Source organism: Pinibacter aurantiacus, assembly GCF_019130065.1.
In the GTDB taxonomy this organism is placed as follows: domain Bacteria; phylum Bacteroidota; class Bacteroidia; order Chitinophagales; family Chitinophagaceae; genus Pinibacter; species Pinibacter aurantiacus.
Map to the genome: position 1 here is coordinate 275045 of NZ_JAHSPG010000001.1, position 17694 is coordinate 292738.

Here is a 17694-nt window from a genome sequence, read left to right on the forward strand (position 1 = left end):
CTAGCCCGTCTTGCTGTGGCTCGTGTTTGCACCATCAACTTAAGTCAAGCCGAACATCGTTCGCTTCGCGAATTTTAACATGTCGCCCCGCCGGGGCTGGCAATTGGATCGCTGTAACGTAATATTTTCTACTAACGTGTCGCCCCGATGTGGCTTTGGTGCACCACGATTGAAATCGTCTTTGAAGAGCTGCAAGATTGTTTATGGTACGCAACTTAGAAATCAAACAAAGCCCCAGCGGGGCGAAACGTTAGTAGCATTTGCAAATCGTAACAAATCAAATACCAGCCCCAGCGGGGCGACATGTTAAAATTCGCGAAGCGAAAAAACTTCCTGCTACATAAAACAATAAAGCAGAAGCTTTCGCTTCTGCTTTATCAACCAGTTTGGCCGACCGGTAGTTTACTGCAATCTCATTTCAACACGTCTGTTTTTCTCTCTTGCTTCCGGGATATCTTTACCATCCTTCGTTGTTTCTTTTTCTATCGGTGCACTTTCACCAAAACCTTTCGCTATCAATCTTTCTTTGGCAATGCCCGCTTTCACAAGGTAGTCAACGCAAGCGTCGGCACGTTGCTGAGAAAGTTTTTTATTGAAGGCCATTGTACCGATACCATCAGTATGGGCGTCAATTTCAAGTTTTGCATCGGCGTGATCTTTTAAGTATGCAGCCACCTCATCCAGGTAAGGATAAGAATCCGGCGTAAGATCTTTTTGCCTGAAAGCAAAATTGATATCGTGCGTTACCAGTGTTTTCTTTCCTTCGAAGATGTCTTTCTTTACAGCTGTCATGCACACGGCGTTGTTGTAAAGAGTGTCTGCGTCGGTATTTGCGACTGAGATACTCGCTGCTTCAAAATCTGCTTTGTTCACTTTTAATACAGCCGCTTCGCCCGGAAGAGTTTCAATGATATAATAACCATTGCCGCCGGTAGTTTGAGCACCGATGGTTTTGCCAGCAGCATTTTGCAATACAATATCTGCATGATCAAGCGGTTCGTTGGTGCTGCAATTCATTACTTTACCTACCAAATATTGCTTGTATGTTTTGTTGACAGCAAACAATTCAAGACAGCACTGTGAACTTCTGTCGCTGCTGATCAATGCGTTTTCCAATAGTTTTTTGCCGTTACTGACAAAGTAGATATCATCTTTTACCGAGTTAACAGGTGCTCCAATATTTACAGCCTCCGCCCATGTACCGCCTATCTTTCCTGTTGCAGAAAATAAATCAAATCCGCCCATGCCCGTTTTTCCATTGCTGGCAAATACCAATGTTTTGCTGGCCGCATGATAAAACGGCGCTTCCTCATCTCCTTTCGTATTGATGGCGCTGCCTGCATTTACCGCGTTTCCCATCACACCGTTTTCTATTGGCGCGAACCAAATATCAAATCCTCCTTTGCCACCCTGGCGATTGCTGGCGAACAATAAATATTTTCCATCGGCTGTAATTTGAGGTTGCCTGTTGTCTGAGCCCGGATAGTTCACTTGTTCATTCAGCACAACCGGCTCGCTCCAACCGTTTTCAGATTTCGAGCTTTCGTAAATTATGCCTTGCTTATCGCCAGCGTTGTTATTTGTCCATCTTGTAAAATATACCTTATTGCCATCAGCTGTAAATGTTGCGGTTCCCTGCTCTTTGCCTTTTGCAAAAGGGACGTTTAATTTTTGCACGTCGCTGTAATCATTTCCCGAAGCCGTGTAAAGATCGTTCACGTGCCCCTGGTTGCTGGTAGAAGTAAACACTACATTGCTGTTAAGCCAGCCTGCAGCGTAGTTTGCGCCTTCCTTATTAACCTGGCTACTCAATTTATTTACGACAACGTTTGTTGTTTTATTCAGTTCATTTTGAATAAAAGTAACATTCGCCAGTTCCTGTTTTGCCTGTTGCAAATAAGCGTCATTCGTTTTATACGAATCGATAAATGTATTGAGCGACTGTTTTGCCTCGGCGTACTTTCCATTTGCTCTTAATGAAATTGCATACCACAATGTCGACAATGGATATTGAGAAGCAGCTTCCTGCGAAACATTTTTATAGTAACCTTCAGCATGTGCATAGTCGTTGATCATTCTGTAACTCTCTGCCAGCTTATATTGCAGATCGACTGTTGCATCGCTCTTTATTACCTTGCCTTCCTTATGTACCTGGTATGGTTCAATGCCATAGCCGGAGATATTTTTTCCGGCCAGGTATTTTTCATAATACTGTGCAGCAGAGTTGTAATCTCCTTTTGCATAAAAGCGATCTCCCGCTCTTTTATAATCCGTAACATATTGCCCTTGCGACATTGTTGAAATGGAAATTGCCGCAGCAATGGCAAGTGTATGATATGTAAATGAAGCTTTGCTCATGTAAATAGTATTTGTGAAATGCTTTTCAACCAATTTCACCAAAAGCATTCAATGAAATAATGTGTGATGGTAAGTGATTATAATCTTGGGCAAACAAATGGTATCGCTTCTGCTTTCCCCTTTCTTCCGGAAAACGTTAATGACAATTCGAAGCTGTTTGCCTTGCCTGCAACTTTCGACAGATCTGAAGTTGTTACATCGTAGGAAAGGCCAAGCAAAAAGTTTTTATAATACACTCCAACGTAGGGCGATATTGCGTCTTTGATGCGATAGTTTGCACCCAACAGAAAATCAGCTTCTTCGTTTACACGCATTTGTGCGTAGGCGCCCAACATCTTTTCTTCAGCAGCGCCCTGGCGCATGTACAAAAGGTTTGGTGTTAAACTAAAATTTTCCGCCAACGATAATTTTACACCACCGTGTGCCGTGTAACGGATGGGCAATTTCTTATCATAGCCGCCGGAGATAAACGGATCGGAAGGTTGTGTAAGATGATACGCTGAGAAGCCAACGAATACATTTGCTTTTTTGTCTGGAGTCGCATCATAATACATGATACCAGCACCGGCATCAAGGGCCGATGCAGAAGTTTTTGCAAGCGCCTCGCCTGTACCCATTGTTGGATCAAACCCTGTGGCTGCATTCCACTGCTCGCCTGTCTGGAATTTGGACTGATCAAATCTGCGATTGATCAAACCCAGAGAAATGCCCATGCTGATTCTCTGGTTACCATCTTTACCAAAGCGAACACCGTTGTAAGCCATCGACGCATAACCTGTAAGATAGTTGTAACCGCCGTTGCCTGCTGTCTGGTTCATGATGTTGATGCCAAGGCTCAATTTGTTGTCAAGTGCTACATCTGCAGACACGCCCGGTGTTGAAAACGGACTGCTTATATTGCCCCACTGGCTTCTGTAAATGGCTGTAACACGATAGTCGCCATCCATTACGCCTGTAAGACCCGGGTTAAGGTATAGGGGGTACGCATAGTATTGCGAAAAATGCGGATCGGTTTGTGCCTTTGCTCCAATGCCGGCAAACAGCATTACGAGTGAGCAGGTTACCAGGTAGATCTTTTTCATTGCAGTTAATATTTTGGTGAACGTTGTTACTTTTTTGGAAGCTTACCGGCAACGGTTGTTACCGGCAAGCAATGGACTTACTGTGATTATAAATGGGTCGGTTATCTTATGAGGTTGAGTGAACCTTTTTTGACCATGTCAGTACCGTCTGTAAGTTTAAGAGTGATCACATAGACATACACTCCCACTGGTTGTGCCTGTCCGTTATAGGTTCCATCCCATCCTTTTTCTTTCGTTGTTGATTCAAATATTTTCTCGCCCCACTGGTTAAATACCATCATTTTCGAAGAGGCAATGGTGTTGCCGTACACTTTGAAAATATCGTTCTTGCCATCATTGTTTGGAGTAAATGTATTTGGTACAAAAACACTGTTACCCAATGTGCGGCCTGAGATCCAGTTTGACAAAGCTTCCTGGCAATCTGTAACGCCCACTGCTTTCACAATAATGCCGGCAGTGTCCATGGCATTCAAACCATTTATTGTATGCGTCAATCCTGCTACACCGGAAGAAGGCGTGGTGAAATTGATACCATCTCTTGAAACTTTGTAACCTGTTGCACCAGGCACTGAAGCCCACTTGAAGCGTATGTAATCTGCACCTGCTGTATCTAATGAAGCAACAGGATTCGTCAGTTTTTGATACGCAACACCTTTGGCTTGTGTACGTGATTTGTCTGTACAACCCATGTTGGTGATTGCTTCTACCCAATAGAAAACAGGTGTTGTAAGATTGTCTACCTTGTATGAAGTAGCTGTGGTTACGAGGTTTCCGTCGGTAGCAGCGTCGTACCATTTATAGCTTACCGTTGCTTCAGCATCTTTAATTTGGAATGTCACCGAACTTCCTGAACAAACAGTTATTGAGTCCTGTACAAATGTTGCTTTAGGGAAAGAAGAGCAACCAAATTCGTACGCACCAATATCAGGTTTTGTTGCAGGGCGTGTTAAACCTTTGATGTCTGTTGTAATGCCAGTCACTGTTTTTCCTAAATCATTAAAAACAGTTGACGAAGGCTTCAGGTTACCACTTGCAGGCTGCTCGTACACAGGATCGATAGCTACAGAGTTTGTATCCTGCAGGCTCGCTGCTTTCCAGTCTTTCAGCAATGCATAGTCTGTTCCATTGATGTAACCAGTTTTCACACCTCCTGTTGTTGAAATAAAATAGTTGTTATTGTCGGCTGAAAAAACAGTTGTCGCAGTACGCATTGAAATCGCGTGGCTTGTTGTTGAAGTTTTTCTTCTAAGCGTAAAATTGTTATTCTTCAACTCAATGCCTGTTGCATCGCCGGTTTGATAAAAACCGTATGTTGCTCTTGCAACGGAAACTGTTGTATCATCTAATGAAACGGTGTTGTAATAATACAAGGCAGAACTTGAACTACTGTTGTAGAAACCGTATTGCGGGCCCGCTCCAAAGAAATTATAGATCTGGTTGTTGCTTATTGTTGCCGGTGAAGTGCTCGAAATGTAAACGCCATAAGCTGTGCTGGTGTTGGTAAGCGCTCCGGCAAAAAGGTCATGTATCTTGTTTTTAGAAACAAACATGTTGGTTGTTGTACCAATCGATCTTACACCATAAGAGTTGGTTGTTTTTGTAACCGTCGGTTTGCTGATATCGTTGCCTTCTATCACAAGGCCGTCAGTTCCGTATGTGTACACACCATCTTCATAGAAGTCAAGGATTGTGTTGTTGGTAAACTTGTTGTTCTTAGCCAACTGATCGGTGCCTGGCGCTCCTACCATTGAAATGCCGTAATAACCACCAGTTATTTTATTGCTGTCAATTACGTTGTTATCACAAAGTGATATCGCTGAACCTGTAGAACTATTTGCGGCTCCGTTTATCACAACTCCTGCAAAGTTGCTTGAGCTTTGGTTCGTTAACACATTGATCGTACAATTCTTGATTACGTTAAAATCTGCGTCGTTCAGCATTTGTACTCCAATGCCATAGTTAGAAGTACTGGTTGCTTCTGCAACAATTTTCAGTCCGTCAAACACGATATAATCTGCACCATCCAGTTTCACAGTAGCTCTTTGATTGGTATTGGTTGAAAGATAAGTAAGCGTTTCACCATTCCCTTTGAATGTTACAGTATTGGTTGGAGAAGTATTTGCAATTGCTTTAACGATCACTTGTTCATTGTATGGACCGGACCCCGGTGCTACATCGAACACAACAGGACCGCCAACTCCACAACCCATTGAAAGAAGCGCATCATTAAAACTCTTGAAGTTTTTATTGGCTGTTGGCAAAGCTGAATTGATGGTGTAAGTACCGGCTGGCAAAGCAGGGTTCACAATTACCTGGATAGGATCGCTGTACACTTTAGAAGTTCCGCAGGTAATTTCAGCACGGTAGTAAACCGTTGCTGTCGGATTGATTTGCGTGGCAGGATAAGCCAAAGCGCTTCCAATGTTTGTGTAAGTCCCGTTTTGCGTATCGCTTGTTTGCCACTGATATGTTTGTCCGCTGCCAACTGAATTTCCGTTTACGTTCAACACCAAAGGATTGTTTACGCAAATGGTTGTCCCCGGTAAAATTTTAGTTGTACCTGCCGTAACCGGTGAAGTACATGGAGGCGTAAGAAATTCATAAGCGCCAACATCCGGGTGGTCCTGGTCTCTTGTTGCACCTACGATATCTTTTGCCAGACCAACGTTTAGGCCCATGTTATCAATCGCAGGATTGGTAGGCATATAGTTTCCGTTGGCTGCATTTGTAAACACCGGATCAGCAGAAGCAGATTGAAAGTCAATGCCCGCGGCTGTTTGCATAGCAGCAAGCGTCGAATACCTCGTACCTCCGATGGAGCTGATACTTGCTCCGCTACCTGCAACATTGTAAACGTTTCGATCAATATTTACACGTGTTCCGTTCTTCTCCATATACAATCCAATCTTTCTTCCGGTACCACCACGTGTGACATTGGCAATGTTATTTTGCATGGTCACATTTGTCAACGCACCTTCAAAAAAGTAAGCCCTCGATTCAGAAGTTGTTGTTGCTGCATCATCCAATGACACTGTATTGTGAAACAACTTCACATAGCTTGCCGTACTTATTTTAATACCGTATTGTGTGGCAGGCGCTTTAAAACCATACACGAGATTGTTGGCAACAATCGTTTCATTGTCAGACACCGCATATGAGTAACTTATACTGATACCAGTGGATTCATAGAACCCACTCACAAAAGCAGCGTCAGGATAAAAATCATGAATGCGGTTATTCCGGATGATCGTTTTATAATTGGTCTCCGTCATGTTGATACCGGAGATAGAATAACCCGTTGCAGCAGGGCATGTGATTTCGTTACCGTCTATAATGGTATTGATACCCCCTGCCAAATAAATCCCCGCTTCCTGTGCGTTGATAATTTTGTTGTTTAATATCTGGTTGTACGAGATAAAATATTTGGGATCGCCGTAACCTGTTACATAACCAGTGAAGCTCCAAACCATAATACCATCATTACCACCAATGATTGTGTTGTTGGCAATGATATTGCTGTCACATCTGCTGGCGCCAAGATCGCTGCCCAACTCATCTGAACCATTGATCACGATACCACTTGTATTTTGCGCAGAAGGCTGTTTAAACGGAATGTCCACTGTACACTTCCTTACAGTGTTATGATCTGAATTGCGCACGAGATGAAAACCATAGCCAAATTCATCGTAAGTACTTACCTGTGGTTTTACGATAAGGCTATCAAATGTTACCCAGTTGGTACTGTCAAACTTAACACCCGCGCGGTTGTAAGAGTTGGTGGAATTAAATGTAAGCACAACACCGTTACAATTAAATGTAATCGAGTTCGTAGCAGAGGCACCTTTCACATTTCCAATCACTACCTGCTCGGTATAGGGACCGCTACCCGGTGCTACATCAAACGTTACGGCACCATTCACACCATTTGCAAGCGAAAACACCGCTTCTGCAAATGTTTGAAAGTTTTTTCCTGAAGTGGGCAATGCTGAGTTGATGGTAAATTTTCCTGAGACAGGACTTGTTTGTGCGCTGCTCTCATTAAAGGCGGAGCTTATAAGAATGGCACATAAAAAAATACTTACCTGCAAAAGATGCTTAGCTTTTCTCATAACAGAACAAAAATTGTTGGTTTCTAAACGGCTCATCGTCTACCGAAAAACACAAAGATTTTTCGTTGCTTTTCCTTGCCTATGCTTGTTTTGGTTATCCTCGTAAAATTATCTTAGTAACATTATAATAACATGATGGAAAGTCGCCTAAATAAAAAACAGGAGTAAACCACTAGTGAATTAGGAATTAAGAATTGGACTATTCAACGCACACGATACAAACATAAGATGGGGCCTGTTACACATTCAAACCTCAAACTTTATAGTTTTCATTCATAACTCTCAACTCTCAACTCTCCATTCTCAACTTATCTAACGATCACAACACTTCCCGAAAGCCTGCCATAGCCCTTCGCGTTCGGAGCAATGATGTAATAGTAAGCGCCTACCGGTAATGGCGATCCGTTAAGCGTTCCATCCCATGGCACGCTGTATCCTTTTGATCTGAATATAACCTGCCCCCACCGGTTGAACACTTCAACAGATGATTCCTGGTAATCCGACAATCCCGGTATGATCCATTTATCATTTACGCCATCGCCGTTTGGAGAAAACGCGTTGGGAATTTTCAATTCTCTGAAAACCTTTACCAATACGCTATCTGTGCTGCTGCAATGTGCTGCGTTGGTTGCGGTGATATAAAACTCCTGGGAGTTCATGGGCGATGCCTGCGGGCGTAAAACTGTTGCAGACGACAGGTATTGCGCGGGTGTCCATTGAATGGAAGCTTGCGCATCATCTACATTTGCCTGTAGCGTGACAGGGCGTGCGGGCTCTGTCAATACATCCGGACCAGCATCCACCAAAGGTTTTCTGTTGATCGCCACTGTTTGTTCAGCTTCATCCGACATGCAGCCTTCATCGTTCACACTGAGTGTGACAGCATATGATCCGCCGCCGGCAAATGTTTTAACAGGCCCTGCGACCGTATTGTGTGTGCCATCTCCAAAGTTCCACTCCCATTTGGCAGACTCGGCATTGCTAACTTTACTGTTGTTGATAAATGAAATAGCACTGCCTTCGCAAAGGATTGTTTCTTTTATACCAAAACTTGCAACAGGTTTATCAACGAAATGACTCAAGGACTGAGTTGCAGTATCTGCACAACCAAAAGAAGATTTGGCAATTAAACTCACTGTATAATTTTTTGCCGTTGTGTATACATGGGAGGCGTTTTGATCTGCAGAGAAATTACCATCGCCAAAGTTCCATGCATATTGCAACGAACTATTTGCTTCGTTGATGGTCGATTGATTGGTGAAAGCAGCTATGCCGCCTGGCATACAAACAACATCGGGCAATTTGAACGAAGACGTTGGCAATACTTGAATACTGACGTTTCCGGTAGTATCTCCCACGCATCCGTCCACCGTTCTTACGACTGAAAAATTCACATCATACTTGCCAGCAGCTTTGTACAACTTTGAAGGATTCTGAACACTTGAAATAGATGCATCTCCAAACTTCCAATTCCAGCCAGACATGCCCGTTTCGGCTGTTGCGTCTTTGAAATAGGCGGTATCTCCTGCACAAACCTCTTTCACTGAAAACTGCGCCTGTGGCCCTTTTTGAATAGGTATTTTGACGCTCACCAATTCTTCATGACTACAATTATCAATTTGCATGTCGCTGATAATAACCGGAATGACTACGTCTGCGAGCGTATCTACAAAACATTGTTTGTCGAATTCGTATGTGTAATATGTTTTTCCATTGATCACTTGCGAACCTGTTGGCACAGGGTTGTTAACCGTAACATCCTGCGATGGTGTTATGTGGCTCGCTTTACTAAACTGCCATGTAAGTGATGACGGCTGATAAATGGTTTTGATGGAAATTTTAAACGGCGTCTTCGGACATGTATAGGCACTCGATCCTCCATTTTGTGATTGCACATTATTGATCTGCGAAATCGTTGTAAGGTTGTTTACGTAAGTACCTGTGTTGTATCCATACGATTCCACATAACCAAGCCCATAGGTGATGGCCGTAAACGCAGAGTCACTTTGAATGGTGTGCTGCATTGGCTGCGTTGGCATCTTCTTTACAACAACTGTATAGCCAGCGAGGTTGGGATGCGTATAGCTATAATCAACAGCCGGGCTTCCATCTATCTTTAACGTTGATAGCCCTCCATTGGGCACAATCATCGTAAGGTAATTCGTTCCGATGGCTTCTTTATTGGTATTATAAAACGCAGCTTTGTTAATGGCTTGCTCCAAGGGACTTAGGTAAAACATTTCAGGATCGCCATCGCCTGTAGTGCTACAGGCACCGGATGAAGGAATGAATTGCGCCACCATCACAGGTTTGTTTGCTGTGATGTTATCTGCCCCTGATGATGAAAATTCGTAGAAACTATTATTGGTAATGCCAGATAACACTGCGCCATTGCGACGTACAAGCGTGTTCAAATCTTTCACGTACACCCTGAATTTATTGGTATTGAGCACCGATGGCCCATCTGTGGAAGAAGTAACGGCCGTGAGATATTGCATGCCCCAGGCACTTACCGGAAACACTTCCTGCATTATAAAGTCGCCCCCGCCACCGAAACTTACAGGGCAAATATAACTTCTGCTGCTACCGGAAAAAACGCCGATAGGATGACATATACCATCAGAGCCTTCGATGGATTGTATTTTGCTTCCCGACATATCATTGCCTCTGCCATTGCCCAAACCCACGCCCATCACGTTATAGATCTGCCCTTTCTTCAGGTTCACCTCAAATGGTACGCCTTGGGGTTTGCCGCCAACGGTTGGCTTCGACGGTGTTATGCGCACGGTTGTATTGTTTTCAGATGCTACTACAAAAAACCATGAGTAGCAACCATCTTCGTAATTCTGCTCACTATTTAATGAAATGTATGTATAGCCGTATGATTCAACAGGCAAGAGCATTGCAGCGCCTGAGCTGTTTTGTCCGTACACATGCGCATATGCCACGATGGGAACATCACTTTCGATGTGAATGCCTTTGTCGGACAATCCCTCATTCAGCAGGCGACAATCTTCTGCACCGGTTTTAGGAATAAGATCAGAAGGCATTACGGTATTGGCAGGTATGGAATAGGTTTTTACCCAGCTTGTACCATTGATGCTCACTTTTACATTTGCCGCTTGCTCAGCACTTAAATACAAAACCATTTGCTGGCTATTCGGGGCTACATTGTAATTGAACAGATGATTGTGACCATAACCGATCCAGAATTCTTTTCCTTTGTTGGAAAAGTTTTGCGAGTACATTGACAGGGGAATCGATAACAAAAAGAGAATCAATATTTTCCTGCAGTGCTTTTGCCATGTTTTAATTAAACCCATCCTTTCTCACGCTCAGTTTTGGTTGATAAATGGCCATGCAAGGTGCGCTCACATTTGCCGAAGGGCACAAAATTCAGAACAATTTGCAGGCTTTGTAAAATTATTTCTGTGCGGTTAAAATTCCATTACGAGAAACCACCAAATCAGAAAATAGAGAAAAACCACTATTTATTTTGTCAGAACGGTTAAATCCTACTAATTTACTCGACGAAGTGATCCGGGAACACGCACGGGTATTTTTCCAAGAAAACACGGCATATTTGTCTTCCTGACACTTTAAACAACAGGAACGCAGATTTTCATGATTGTCAAGATTGATCAAGATTTTTTATTTGAAATTTGAAGTTTAAGATAATAAGCGTGAGCCTCTTGGCAACAATATGCTCACGAAAATTTCAAATCTATGTTTTCAAATATCAAATCACTCAACTCATGAAAATCTTAAAATCTGTGTTCCGTAGCTAGACCTTTCGCTATATTCAATCAAAACAAACATTGCTGCCTGTTGACAAGAACCAAATGAGTATGCTTATGAGGAGAACACAATTCAATTTGCCGGAAGGCAAATGGCTTGTAACCAGGATCTGTATAATTTTTTGTATAGGTGCGCTGTGCTATGGGCGCGGTTATTCGCAATCTTCGAGTCATGAAACTCGTGATCAAGTCATCTACAACGGACTTGTTCTTCGTGATACCGGCAGTATCAATAAAGCCATTAAAACAGCCAACTCAATACGCATATCATCGGTTGACAGCGCTGAATGGCTCTACCGTCAAACACTTTTTGCCAGCAAACTTCTTCACTATAATAAGGGCATTGCCAAATCCTATTACGGTCTGGGCGCATGTTTCAGCAATAAAAATGAGCAGGAAAAAGCTGTGTACTATTCACAAATAGCCCTCAGATTTTGCGGTGATGATATTGAAGATCACGAAATGATCTCGTCGCTCTACGTGTTGTTATCTGAAAATTATTATTACAAGGGACGCTATGACTCTTGTGCCTATTACCGCTACGCCGCGTTGAATGAGCTGGATGCAAACCACATCGACAACCCGCGGATGCAAATGAAAGTCTATTGCAGCATTTTGCAATTCTGGCTGAATGCGCATGGAGACATTACCAACGACAAACATATTCTGCAGGTAGTACAACGGATCAACAAACTCGAACAGAAAGCATTGGCAGCCAATGACAGTGCGCAGTTGATGAATATTTATTTTTACAAAGGCGGCTATTACAATAATATTCAGCAAAATGACTCTGCGCGATATTATTGCAATCTTAATCTTCAACTGGCCCGAAAACTGAAAACAGGTTTCTCTATTCCGGCTGCTACACTGATGAACATTGGCATCACCTATATGGAAGATGGCAAACTGAATGAAGCGATTTCCTATATGCAACGGTCTTTGGATGAAATACCTGAGAACGTGCGTGGTACAAGTCGTCAATATTTCTTCGCGAATATCTTTTTAGGAGAAGCTTATGGCAAGCAACACAATTACGCCAAAGCTATTGCCATTACTGAGCCGGCACTTGCAATGGCGAATAAACAAAAAGTGCTGCACATCACCGATCATGCGTACAAAACACTGGCAGATGCTTACGAGGCAATTGGAAACTATGAAAAGGCCGCCATTAACAGGCGATTGTATTCAGAAGTGCAGGACTCGTTGATGAAGGCGGAAAAACTGGAGCTTGTGTACAACGTGGAAATGAAATACCGCATTGCAGATAAGGATAAAGAGATTGCGCAGAAGGAGCTTGCGATTGCAAGGAACGAGAGCCGCATAAAAACAAAAAACTTCTGGATCATTGGCTTTTCTCTTGGTTTCTTACTTCTTTTGGTTTTTTGTTTTTTAGTGTACAGAAATATACATCACAAGCAAAAACTACAGGCCGAAAAAATCCGCAACCTGAGACAGGAATTGCAGATCTCGAACCTGCAAGCTGTTATCAGCACCGAGGAAAAAGAGCGCAGCCGCATTGCACGTGAACTGCACGACGGCATGGGCGGCACACTTGCGGCTATTCGCACAAGAGTGAGTGCCATCTTTAGAAAACATACCACAACAGATGTTACCGGCGATTTTAAAGAAGTATTGCAATTACTTGAAGAAGCTTCTATCGACTTGCGAAAAACCGCGCACAATCTAATGCCTGAAATTCTTCTCAATGAAGGTTTGGCAAAAGCTTCGGAGCTTTTCTGCGAACGTGTTCGCAAGGGCCACATGTTGAATATCAACGTTGAAATCTGGGGCAAGGTGCAAAGACTTCCGGGCGACATGGAACTTACCTCCTATCGCATTATACAGGAATTGGTGCACAACATTATCAAACATGCGAATGCCACGGAGGCGATTGTGCAAATGGTTTTTCATGAATCGCAATTGTGTATTACTGTAGAAGACAATGGTAATGGAATTTCAAAAGACATCTTGCAATCCAACGATGGCATGGGATTAAAAACTATAAAAGAACGGGTAAAATACCTCAACGGACAGATAGACATTGCCAGTAGCCCGGGCGAAGGAACTTGTATTTACATCGAATTAGGTATTATTGCAGTGAAACAAAACACCGCGACAACATGAGTATAAAGGTAAGCATAGCGGATGATCATCCTATTGTAACAAATGGATTGGTGAAGATCCTTCAGGATTTCAAGAACATAGAAGTGCTGGCAAAATACGCATCTGGCAAGGCTTTGCTGGAAGGCATCAAACAGCAGCAGCCGGACATACTGCTACTCGACATGCAGTTACCCGATGGTGAAGGCCCCGATCTTGCGAAGAAAATATTGAAAGATTTCCCTTCTGTAAAAATACTCGTGCTTACCAGCAACGACATTATTGCACAGGTAAAAAAAATGTTGCAGCTTGGTTGTTATGGTTATTTACTGAAAGATTCTGAAGACACGGTTATTGTTGAAGCAATAGAGACTGTGCACCAGGGTGGCCAATTTTTATCGCCACAATTGCAACAGCGTTTGGTGGATGACATGTTTAAAAATAAACAGGACAAGAAACATGCAGCGCTTACACGCCGCGAAAAAGAAATTCTGCAATTAATTACGGCAGAACTTACCAACCAGGAAATTGCAGATAAGTTATTTATCAGCTTGCATACAGTGGAGAATCATCGCTCAAGTTTATTGCAAAAATTACAGGTTAAAAATACAGCGGGCCTCGTGCGCAAAGCAATCGAGTATGGCTTGATAGATGCGTGAAAATCTGCGTTCTTTCGTTATTTTTTAGATGCAAATGCTATAGGAATAACGTCAGTAAGTTCCAGTGAACTAACCATCTTCGCCACGGTAGTTTTGTACTTTTTAAAATGGTCAGTTTGCAAATGCGCCTTATAAGCTTCGGCATCCGCGTAGATTTCTAAAACTGTAACATGTGTGGGCTTTTCCTTGTCGTATACTGCATACAAGGTGATAACGCCCGCCTCCTTGCTCACAGAAGCCTCTACATTTTCTTTCAGTGCAGTTTTGTAGTTTTCTAACTGCAATGAATCGACCACAATTTTGGCAATGCGCACCATTTGTTTTTTATCCTGCGCAAAAGAATTATTGCCAAAACAAATTGAGGAGACAATGATCCCAATTGTTAGCCGCAGTAATTTTTGTTTGCTCATCTCACAAAGTTATTTGAAATTATATAGCACACAGATGACGCTGATTAAACTGATTTACACTGATCTTTTGTTTGATGTAAATCCCTTTAACCGCAAAGTGCGCAAAGAACACGGCAACAAAATAAGTAGAGCATTTCGAAGATGCAAAGAAAACGAAGGCTATAAGGCATCTTCGCTCCCATAGCTGAGAGGCTTTTGTTAAAAAGCTTGTATGACATTCTTAAATCCCTTCGTTTCCTTTGCGCCAAACTTTGCGCTCTTTGCGGTTAAAAAGTACATCCGCGTAAATCAGTTTAATCAGTGTCATCTGCGTGCCAATCATCATTTTCAAATTCATTTCACCTCCTCCACGTCTCCCATTTTCCATGTCTTCTCGAAGAATTCTTTTTCGGGTCCGTAGAATCTTGCCAATAATTCAAAGCTACGCTTGGGATCAGTTGGCACCCAATTGGATTCTTTTCCTGTCGGGGCCTTTGTTCCAAAATAAACATCAACAGAACCGTCCGCATTTTTCTGAAGTCCCGGAGTGGTGGAAGCGCGACTGAAATATGGCATACCGGGTAATAGCGCATGTGTTTCTCCATCGTAAACCGTTACGGACCAATAAAGCCTTACAGGCACATTTGGTGGCAAATGCAAATGATACTGTTTTGAGCCATCAAACCTTTTGCCTGTATTGTCTTTTATATTCAACAGGTAAAATTGACCTGTACCTAAATGCTTTGCACTGAAATAAGCCATCGAATAGATAATGGCCCTTCCGTCTACAGGATAATTGGAAGGATCGGCATAGTTTTCCATTATTCCCTTTGTAGTTTGCGGATCAGCAGGGAGCGCCCATCCCGTACCTTCATAGAAAGGATGCTTGAATGTGGCCGCATATTGCGCGTCCACCCATTTATGCGCATCAGCTATAGCAGCTTCCAAGATCTCTTTTGTGCGGGCATCGGGCTTAAAGTCTTTTCCCTTTTCAATGCCGATCGATTTTAACTGATCGAGCATAGCCATGTCACGCGTGAGCAACGGCTCTCTTTGAATAAAATTGCTCAATGATTCAAAGAAATGAATGTTATAAGGAATGATGTTGCCGAAAGATGTTTCAAGCAAATCAAGAAACGCAGTTTGTGGAGGATTGGCGGCTTGTGCGTATGGATACATTTTTATCTTCTTACCGTATTCAACAGCCCTTGCGATATCTTCTTTAGTGCCATTGGTAAGGTTTGAACGCAGAATGGCAAAGCCGGTATAAATTGAAGATGGCATTGGGAAATAGCCTGCCGGAACTTTGTCTTTGTAACCCGGAGGCAATATCAAATATTTGCCGCCCTTGCCTTTGTCTAATCCAGCTGGGCCGATGTCTTCGATGGCAGTTTGCCAGGCGTCGTCCAATGAACCAGTAATGGAAGAAACGCCTTCCGCAGGCGGAATCTCTAATACAACAGGGCCTTTTCTTGTATCATAGAATGGGTTGATGTAGATGACATCAGGATTGGGCGTGAGTGTTTGATTTTTTGAATTGACGAGCCCGGACCAATATATCACCTGGTTGTAATCTCCTTTGGCTTTCACCAGGTCCTCGTACATTAATTCAGAATTTACGGCAGGTAGCCCCCACACAACAACATTAAATGCACGACTATAGATTGCCTTTTCATTTTCATTGGCGGGTACAAATGTCGAGGACTGCACAGCCGCTGTTGAATCTTTTACGGGTGTAGAGCTTGTTGGCGCCTGATTGCAGGCTGTCATTATTAAGAACGAGCCCAACGGAAAGATTAGATTTCTCATATAACTATATTGTTGGTCGAATAACAGCGGAAACTTAATATTGTTGTGATACACCCTGGGGTTGCACGCAAAGGCGCAAAGAAAAAGAAAAGGACGCAAAGACTCTTCACTACTTAGCGCTACTAGAAAATACTTTGGGGATCTTCGAAACCGCCTTTAGGCAAATTTGCGATCCCTGGCGGTGTTGAGTAAGATATCCGTGTAAATCACTTTAATCAGTGTCATCAGTGTGCTTTCTTTTTTCAAATTTCAGATATCTTTACTCAAACCAACTTTTAACTATGCGCTCACTCGCTGTCATTTTCCTCACCCTTGTATCACTGTTTGCAAACAAACCCTCTCGAGCACAAAACATTAAACACAACGACCCTCACATTCGCTATACGGGACGTATACTGCAGACGGATAGCACAACTGTTTTTTACTGGACCGCCTCATCTGCTAAAATAAAATTTAAGGGAACGGGTATTGATGTGATGCTGAAAGATCAAACGGGCATTAATCGCTTTACAGTAGTAGTGGACGGAAAAGTACAACAAACATTAAACGTTGATAGCACAAAAAGAACATACAAACTTGCCAGTGGCCTTTCGTCTGGCACGCACGAAGTGGAGCTTTTCAAACAAACCGAATGGGCCATGGGCAGCACGACAATCTACGGTTTTACTGTTAACAAAGGCACCAGGTTATTAGCAGCTCCTCCGGCAAAAAAAAGAAAGATAGAAGTATATGGAGATTCGATTACTTGTGGGTATGCGGTGGAAGACTCAACGGGACATGACCAGGGAACTGCACCATTCGAAAACGGTTATATCAGTTACGCGGCCATTACGGCGAGACATTTCGATGCTGACTACATAAGCATTTCTAAAAGTGGAATTGGCATTTTGATCAGCTGGTTCCCGTTGATCATGCCAGAGATGTATGACCGGCTAAATCCCAGTGATGCTAACAGCCATTGGAACTTTAGCAACGATACACCGCAAGTGGTAATTGTAAATTTATTCCAGAATGACAGCTGGCTCACAAGAAAGCCGGAGCACGAACAGTTCAAAGCTCGCTTCGGAACAACAGCGCCTTCTGAAACACAGATCGTTGCTGCTTATAAAAATTTCATCAGCAGTGTACGTGCAAAGTATCCTTCTGCAACTATTGTTTGCACTCTTGGCAGCATGGATGCTACTGCAGCAAATTCGCCATGGCCTGGTTATGTTACGCAAGCTGTTCATTCATTAAATGACAAACGGGTTCTAACGCATTTTATTCCTTATAAAAAAACATCTGGACATCCCAGTATTCGCGAACAACAAGAGGCAGCGGAAGATTTGATTAAATTTATGGAGAAGGAAGTAAAGTGGGATTCGAAATAAAACCACTAAGGCACTAAGGAC

Annotated in this window: 9 protein-coding genes; 3 read left to right on the forward strand and 6 right to left on the reverse strand. The window is 42.9% G+C overall.

Annotation, left to right across the window (positions count from 1 at the left end; all coding sequences use genetic code 11):
• Positions 1–402 precede the first annotated feature (402 nt).
• From KTO63_RS01000 to KTO63_RS01015, 4 genes are all read right to left on the reverse strand, one after another.
• A complete protein-coding gene (locus KTO63_RS01000; protein WP_217789251.1) occupies positions 403–2358 on the reverse strand; it encodes an OmpA family protein in 1956 nt (651 codons plus the stop codon).
• A gap of 77 nt (positions 2359–2435) precedes the next feature.
• Positions 2436–3440 (reverse strand): PorP/SprF family type IX secretion system membrane protein, encoded by a 1005-nt coding sequence (locus tag KTO63_RS01005; protein WP_217789252.1) that lies wholly within the window; start codon positions 3438–3440, stop codon positions 2436–2438.
• A 101-nt stretch (positions 3441–3541) separates the two neighbouring features.
• Positions 3542–7549, reverse strand: a complete 4008-nt coding sequence (locus KTO63_RS01010; protein ID WP_217789253.1) for a T9SS type B sorting domain-containing protein — start codon at positions 7547–7549, stop codon at positions 3542–3544.
• Positions 7550–7857: 308 nt separating this feature from the next.
• On the reverse strand, positions 7858–10818 hold the full coding sequence (locus KTO63_RS01015) for a PKD domain-containing protein (protein WP_217789254.1): 2961 nt from the start codon (positions 10816–10818) through the stop codon (positions 7858–7860).
• A 585-nt stretch (positions 10819–11403) separates the two neighbouring features.
• On the opposite strand from KTO63_RS01015, the gene KTO63_RS01020 reads away from it, so the two are divergent.
• Positions 11404–13470: a tetratricopeptide repeat-containing sensor histidine kinase gene (locus KTO63_RS01020; RefSeq protein ID WP_217789255.1), complete on the forward strand. Its 2067-nt coding sequence runs from the start codon at positions 11404–11406 to the stop codon at positions 13468–13470.
• Complete coding sequence (locus KTO63_RS01025; protein WP_217789256.1) at positions 13467–14105, forward strand: response regulator; 639 nt, start codon at positions 13467–13469, stop codon at positions 14103–14105. Before KTO63_RS01020 ends, KTO63_RS01025 begins: the two co-directional genes overlap by 4 nt.
• Before the next feature lie 17 nt (positions 14106–14122).
• Here the strand turns inward: KTO63_RS01025 and KTO63_RS01030 are convergent, their stop codons facing one another.
• Together KTO63_RS01030 and KTO63_RS01035 are read right to left on the reverse strand one after the other, a co-directional pair.
• Entirely contained in the window at positions 14123–14515 is a 393-nt protein-coding gene (locus KTO63_RS01030; RefSeq protein ID WP_232372977.1) for a putative quinol monooxygenase, read from the reverse strand.
• 333 nt (positions 14516–14848) lie between these two features.
• Positions 14849–16303: a DUF1254 domain-containing protein gene (locus tag KTO63_RS01035; protein WP_217789257.1), complete on the reverse strand. Its 1455-nt coding sequence runs from the start codon at positions 16301–16303 to the stop codon at positions 14849–14851.
• A gap of 281 nt (positions 16304–16584) precedes the next feature.
• Between KTO63_RS01035 and KTO63_RS01040 the strand changes: the two genes are divergently transcribed.
• Positions 16585–17673 carry an SGNH/GDSL hydrolase family protein gene (locus KTO63_RS01040; RefSeq protein WP_217789258.1) on the forward strand — a complete coding sequence of 363 codons (1089 nt, stop codon included), beginning with the start codon at positions 16585–16587 and terminating at the stop codon, positions 17671–17673.
• Positions 17674–17694 lie beyond the last annotated feature (21 nt).

Bases quoted from the DNA above. Each gene is read 5' to 3' on its own strand.
- KTO63_RS01035 (WP_217789257.1), bottom strand. From the start codon at position 16,303: ATGAGAAATCTAATCTTTCCGTTGGGCTCGTTCTTAATAATGACAGCC.
- KTO63_RS01000 (WP_217789251.1), bottom strand. From the start codon at position 2,358: ATGAGCAAAGCTTCATTTACATATCATACACTTGCCATTGCTGCGGCA.
- KTO63_RS01020 (WP_217789255.1), top strand. From the start codon at position 11,404: ATGAGGAGAACACAATTCAATTTGCCGGAAGGCAAATGGCTTGTAACC.
- KTO63_RS01040 (WP_217789258.1), top strand. From the start codon at position 16,585: ATGCGCTCACTCGCTGTCATTTTCCTCACCCTTGTATCACTGTTTGCA.
- KTO63_RS01010 (WP_217789253.1), bottom strand. From the start codon at position 7,549: ATGAGAAAAGCTAAGCATCTTTTGCAGGTAAGTATTTTTTTATGTGCC.
- KTO63_RS01030 (WP_232372977.1), bottom strand. From the start codon at position 14,515: ATGAGCAAACAAAAATTACTGCGGCTAACAATTGGGATCATTGTCTCC.
- KTO63_RS01025 (WP_217789256.1), top strand. From the start codon at position 13,467: ATGAGTATAAAGGTAAGCATAGCGGATGATCATCCTATTGTAACAAAT.
- KTO63_RS01005 (WP_217789252.1), bottom strand. From the start codon at position 3,440: ATGAAAAAGATCTACCTGGTAACCTGCTCACTCGTAATGCTGTTTGCC.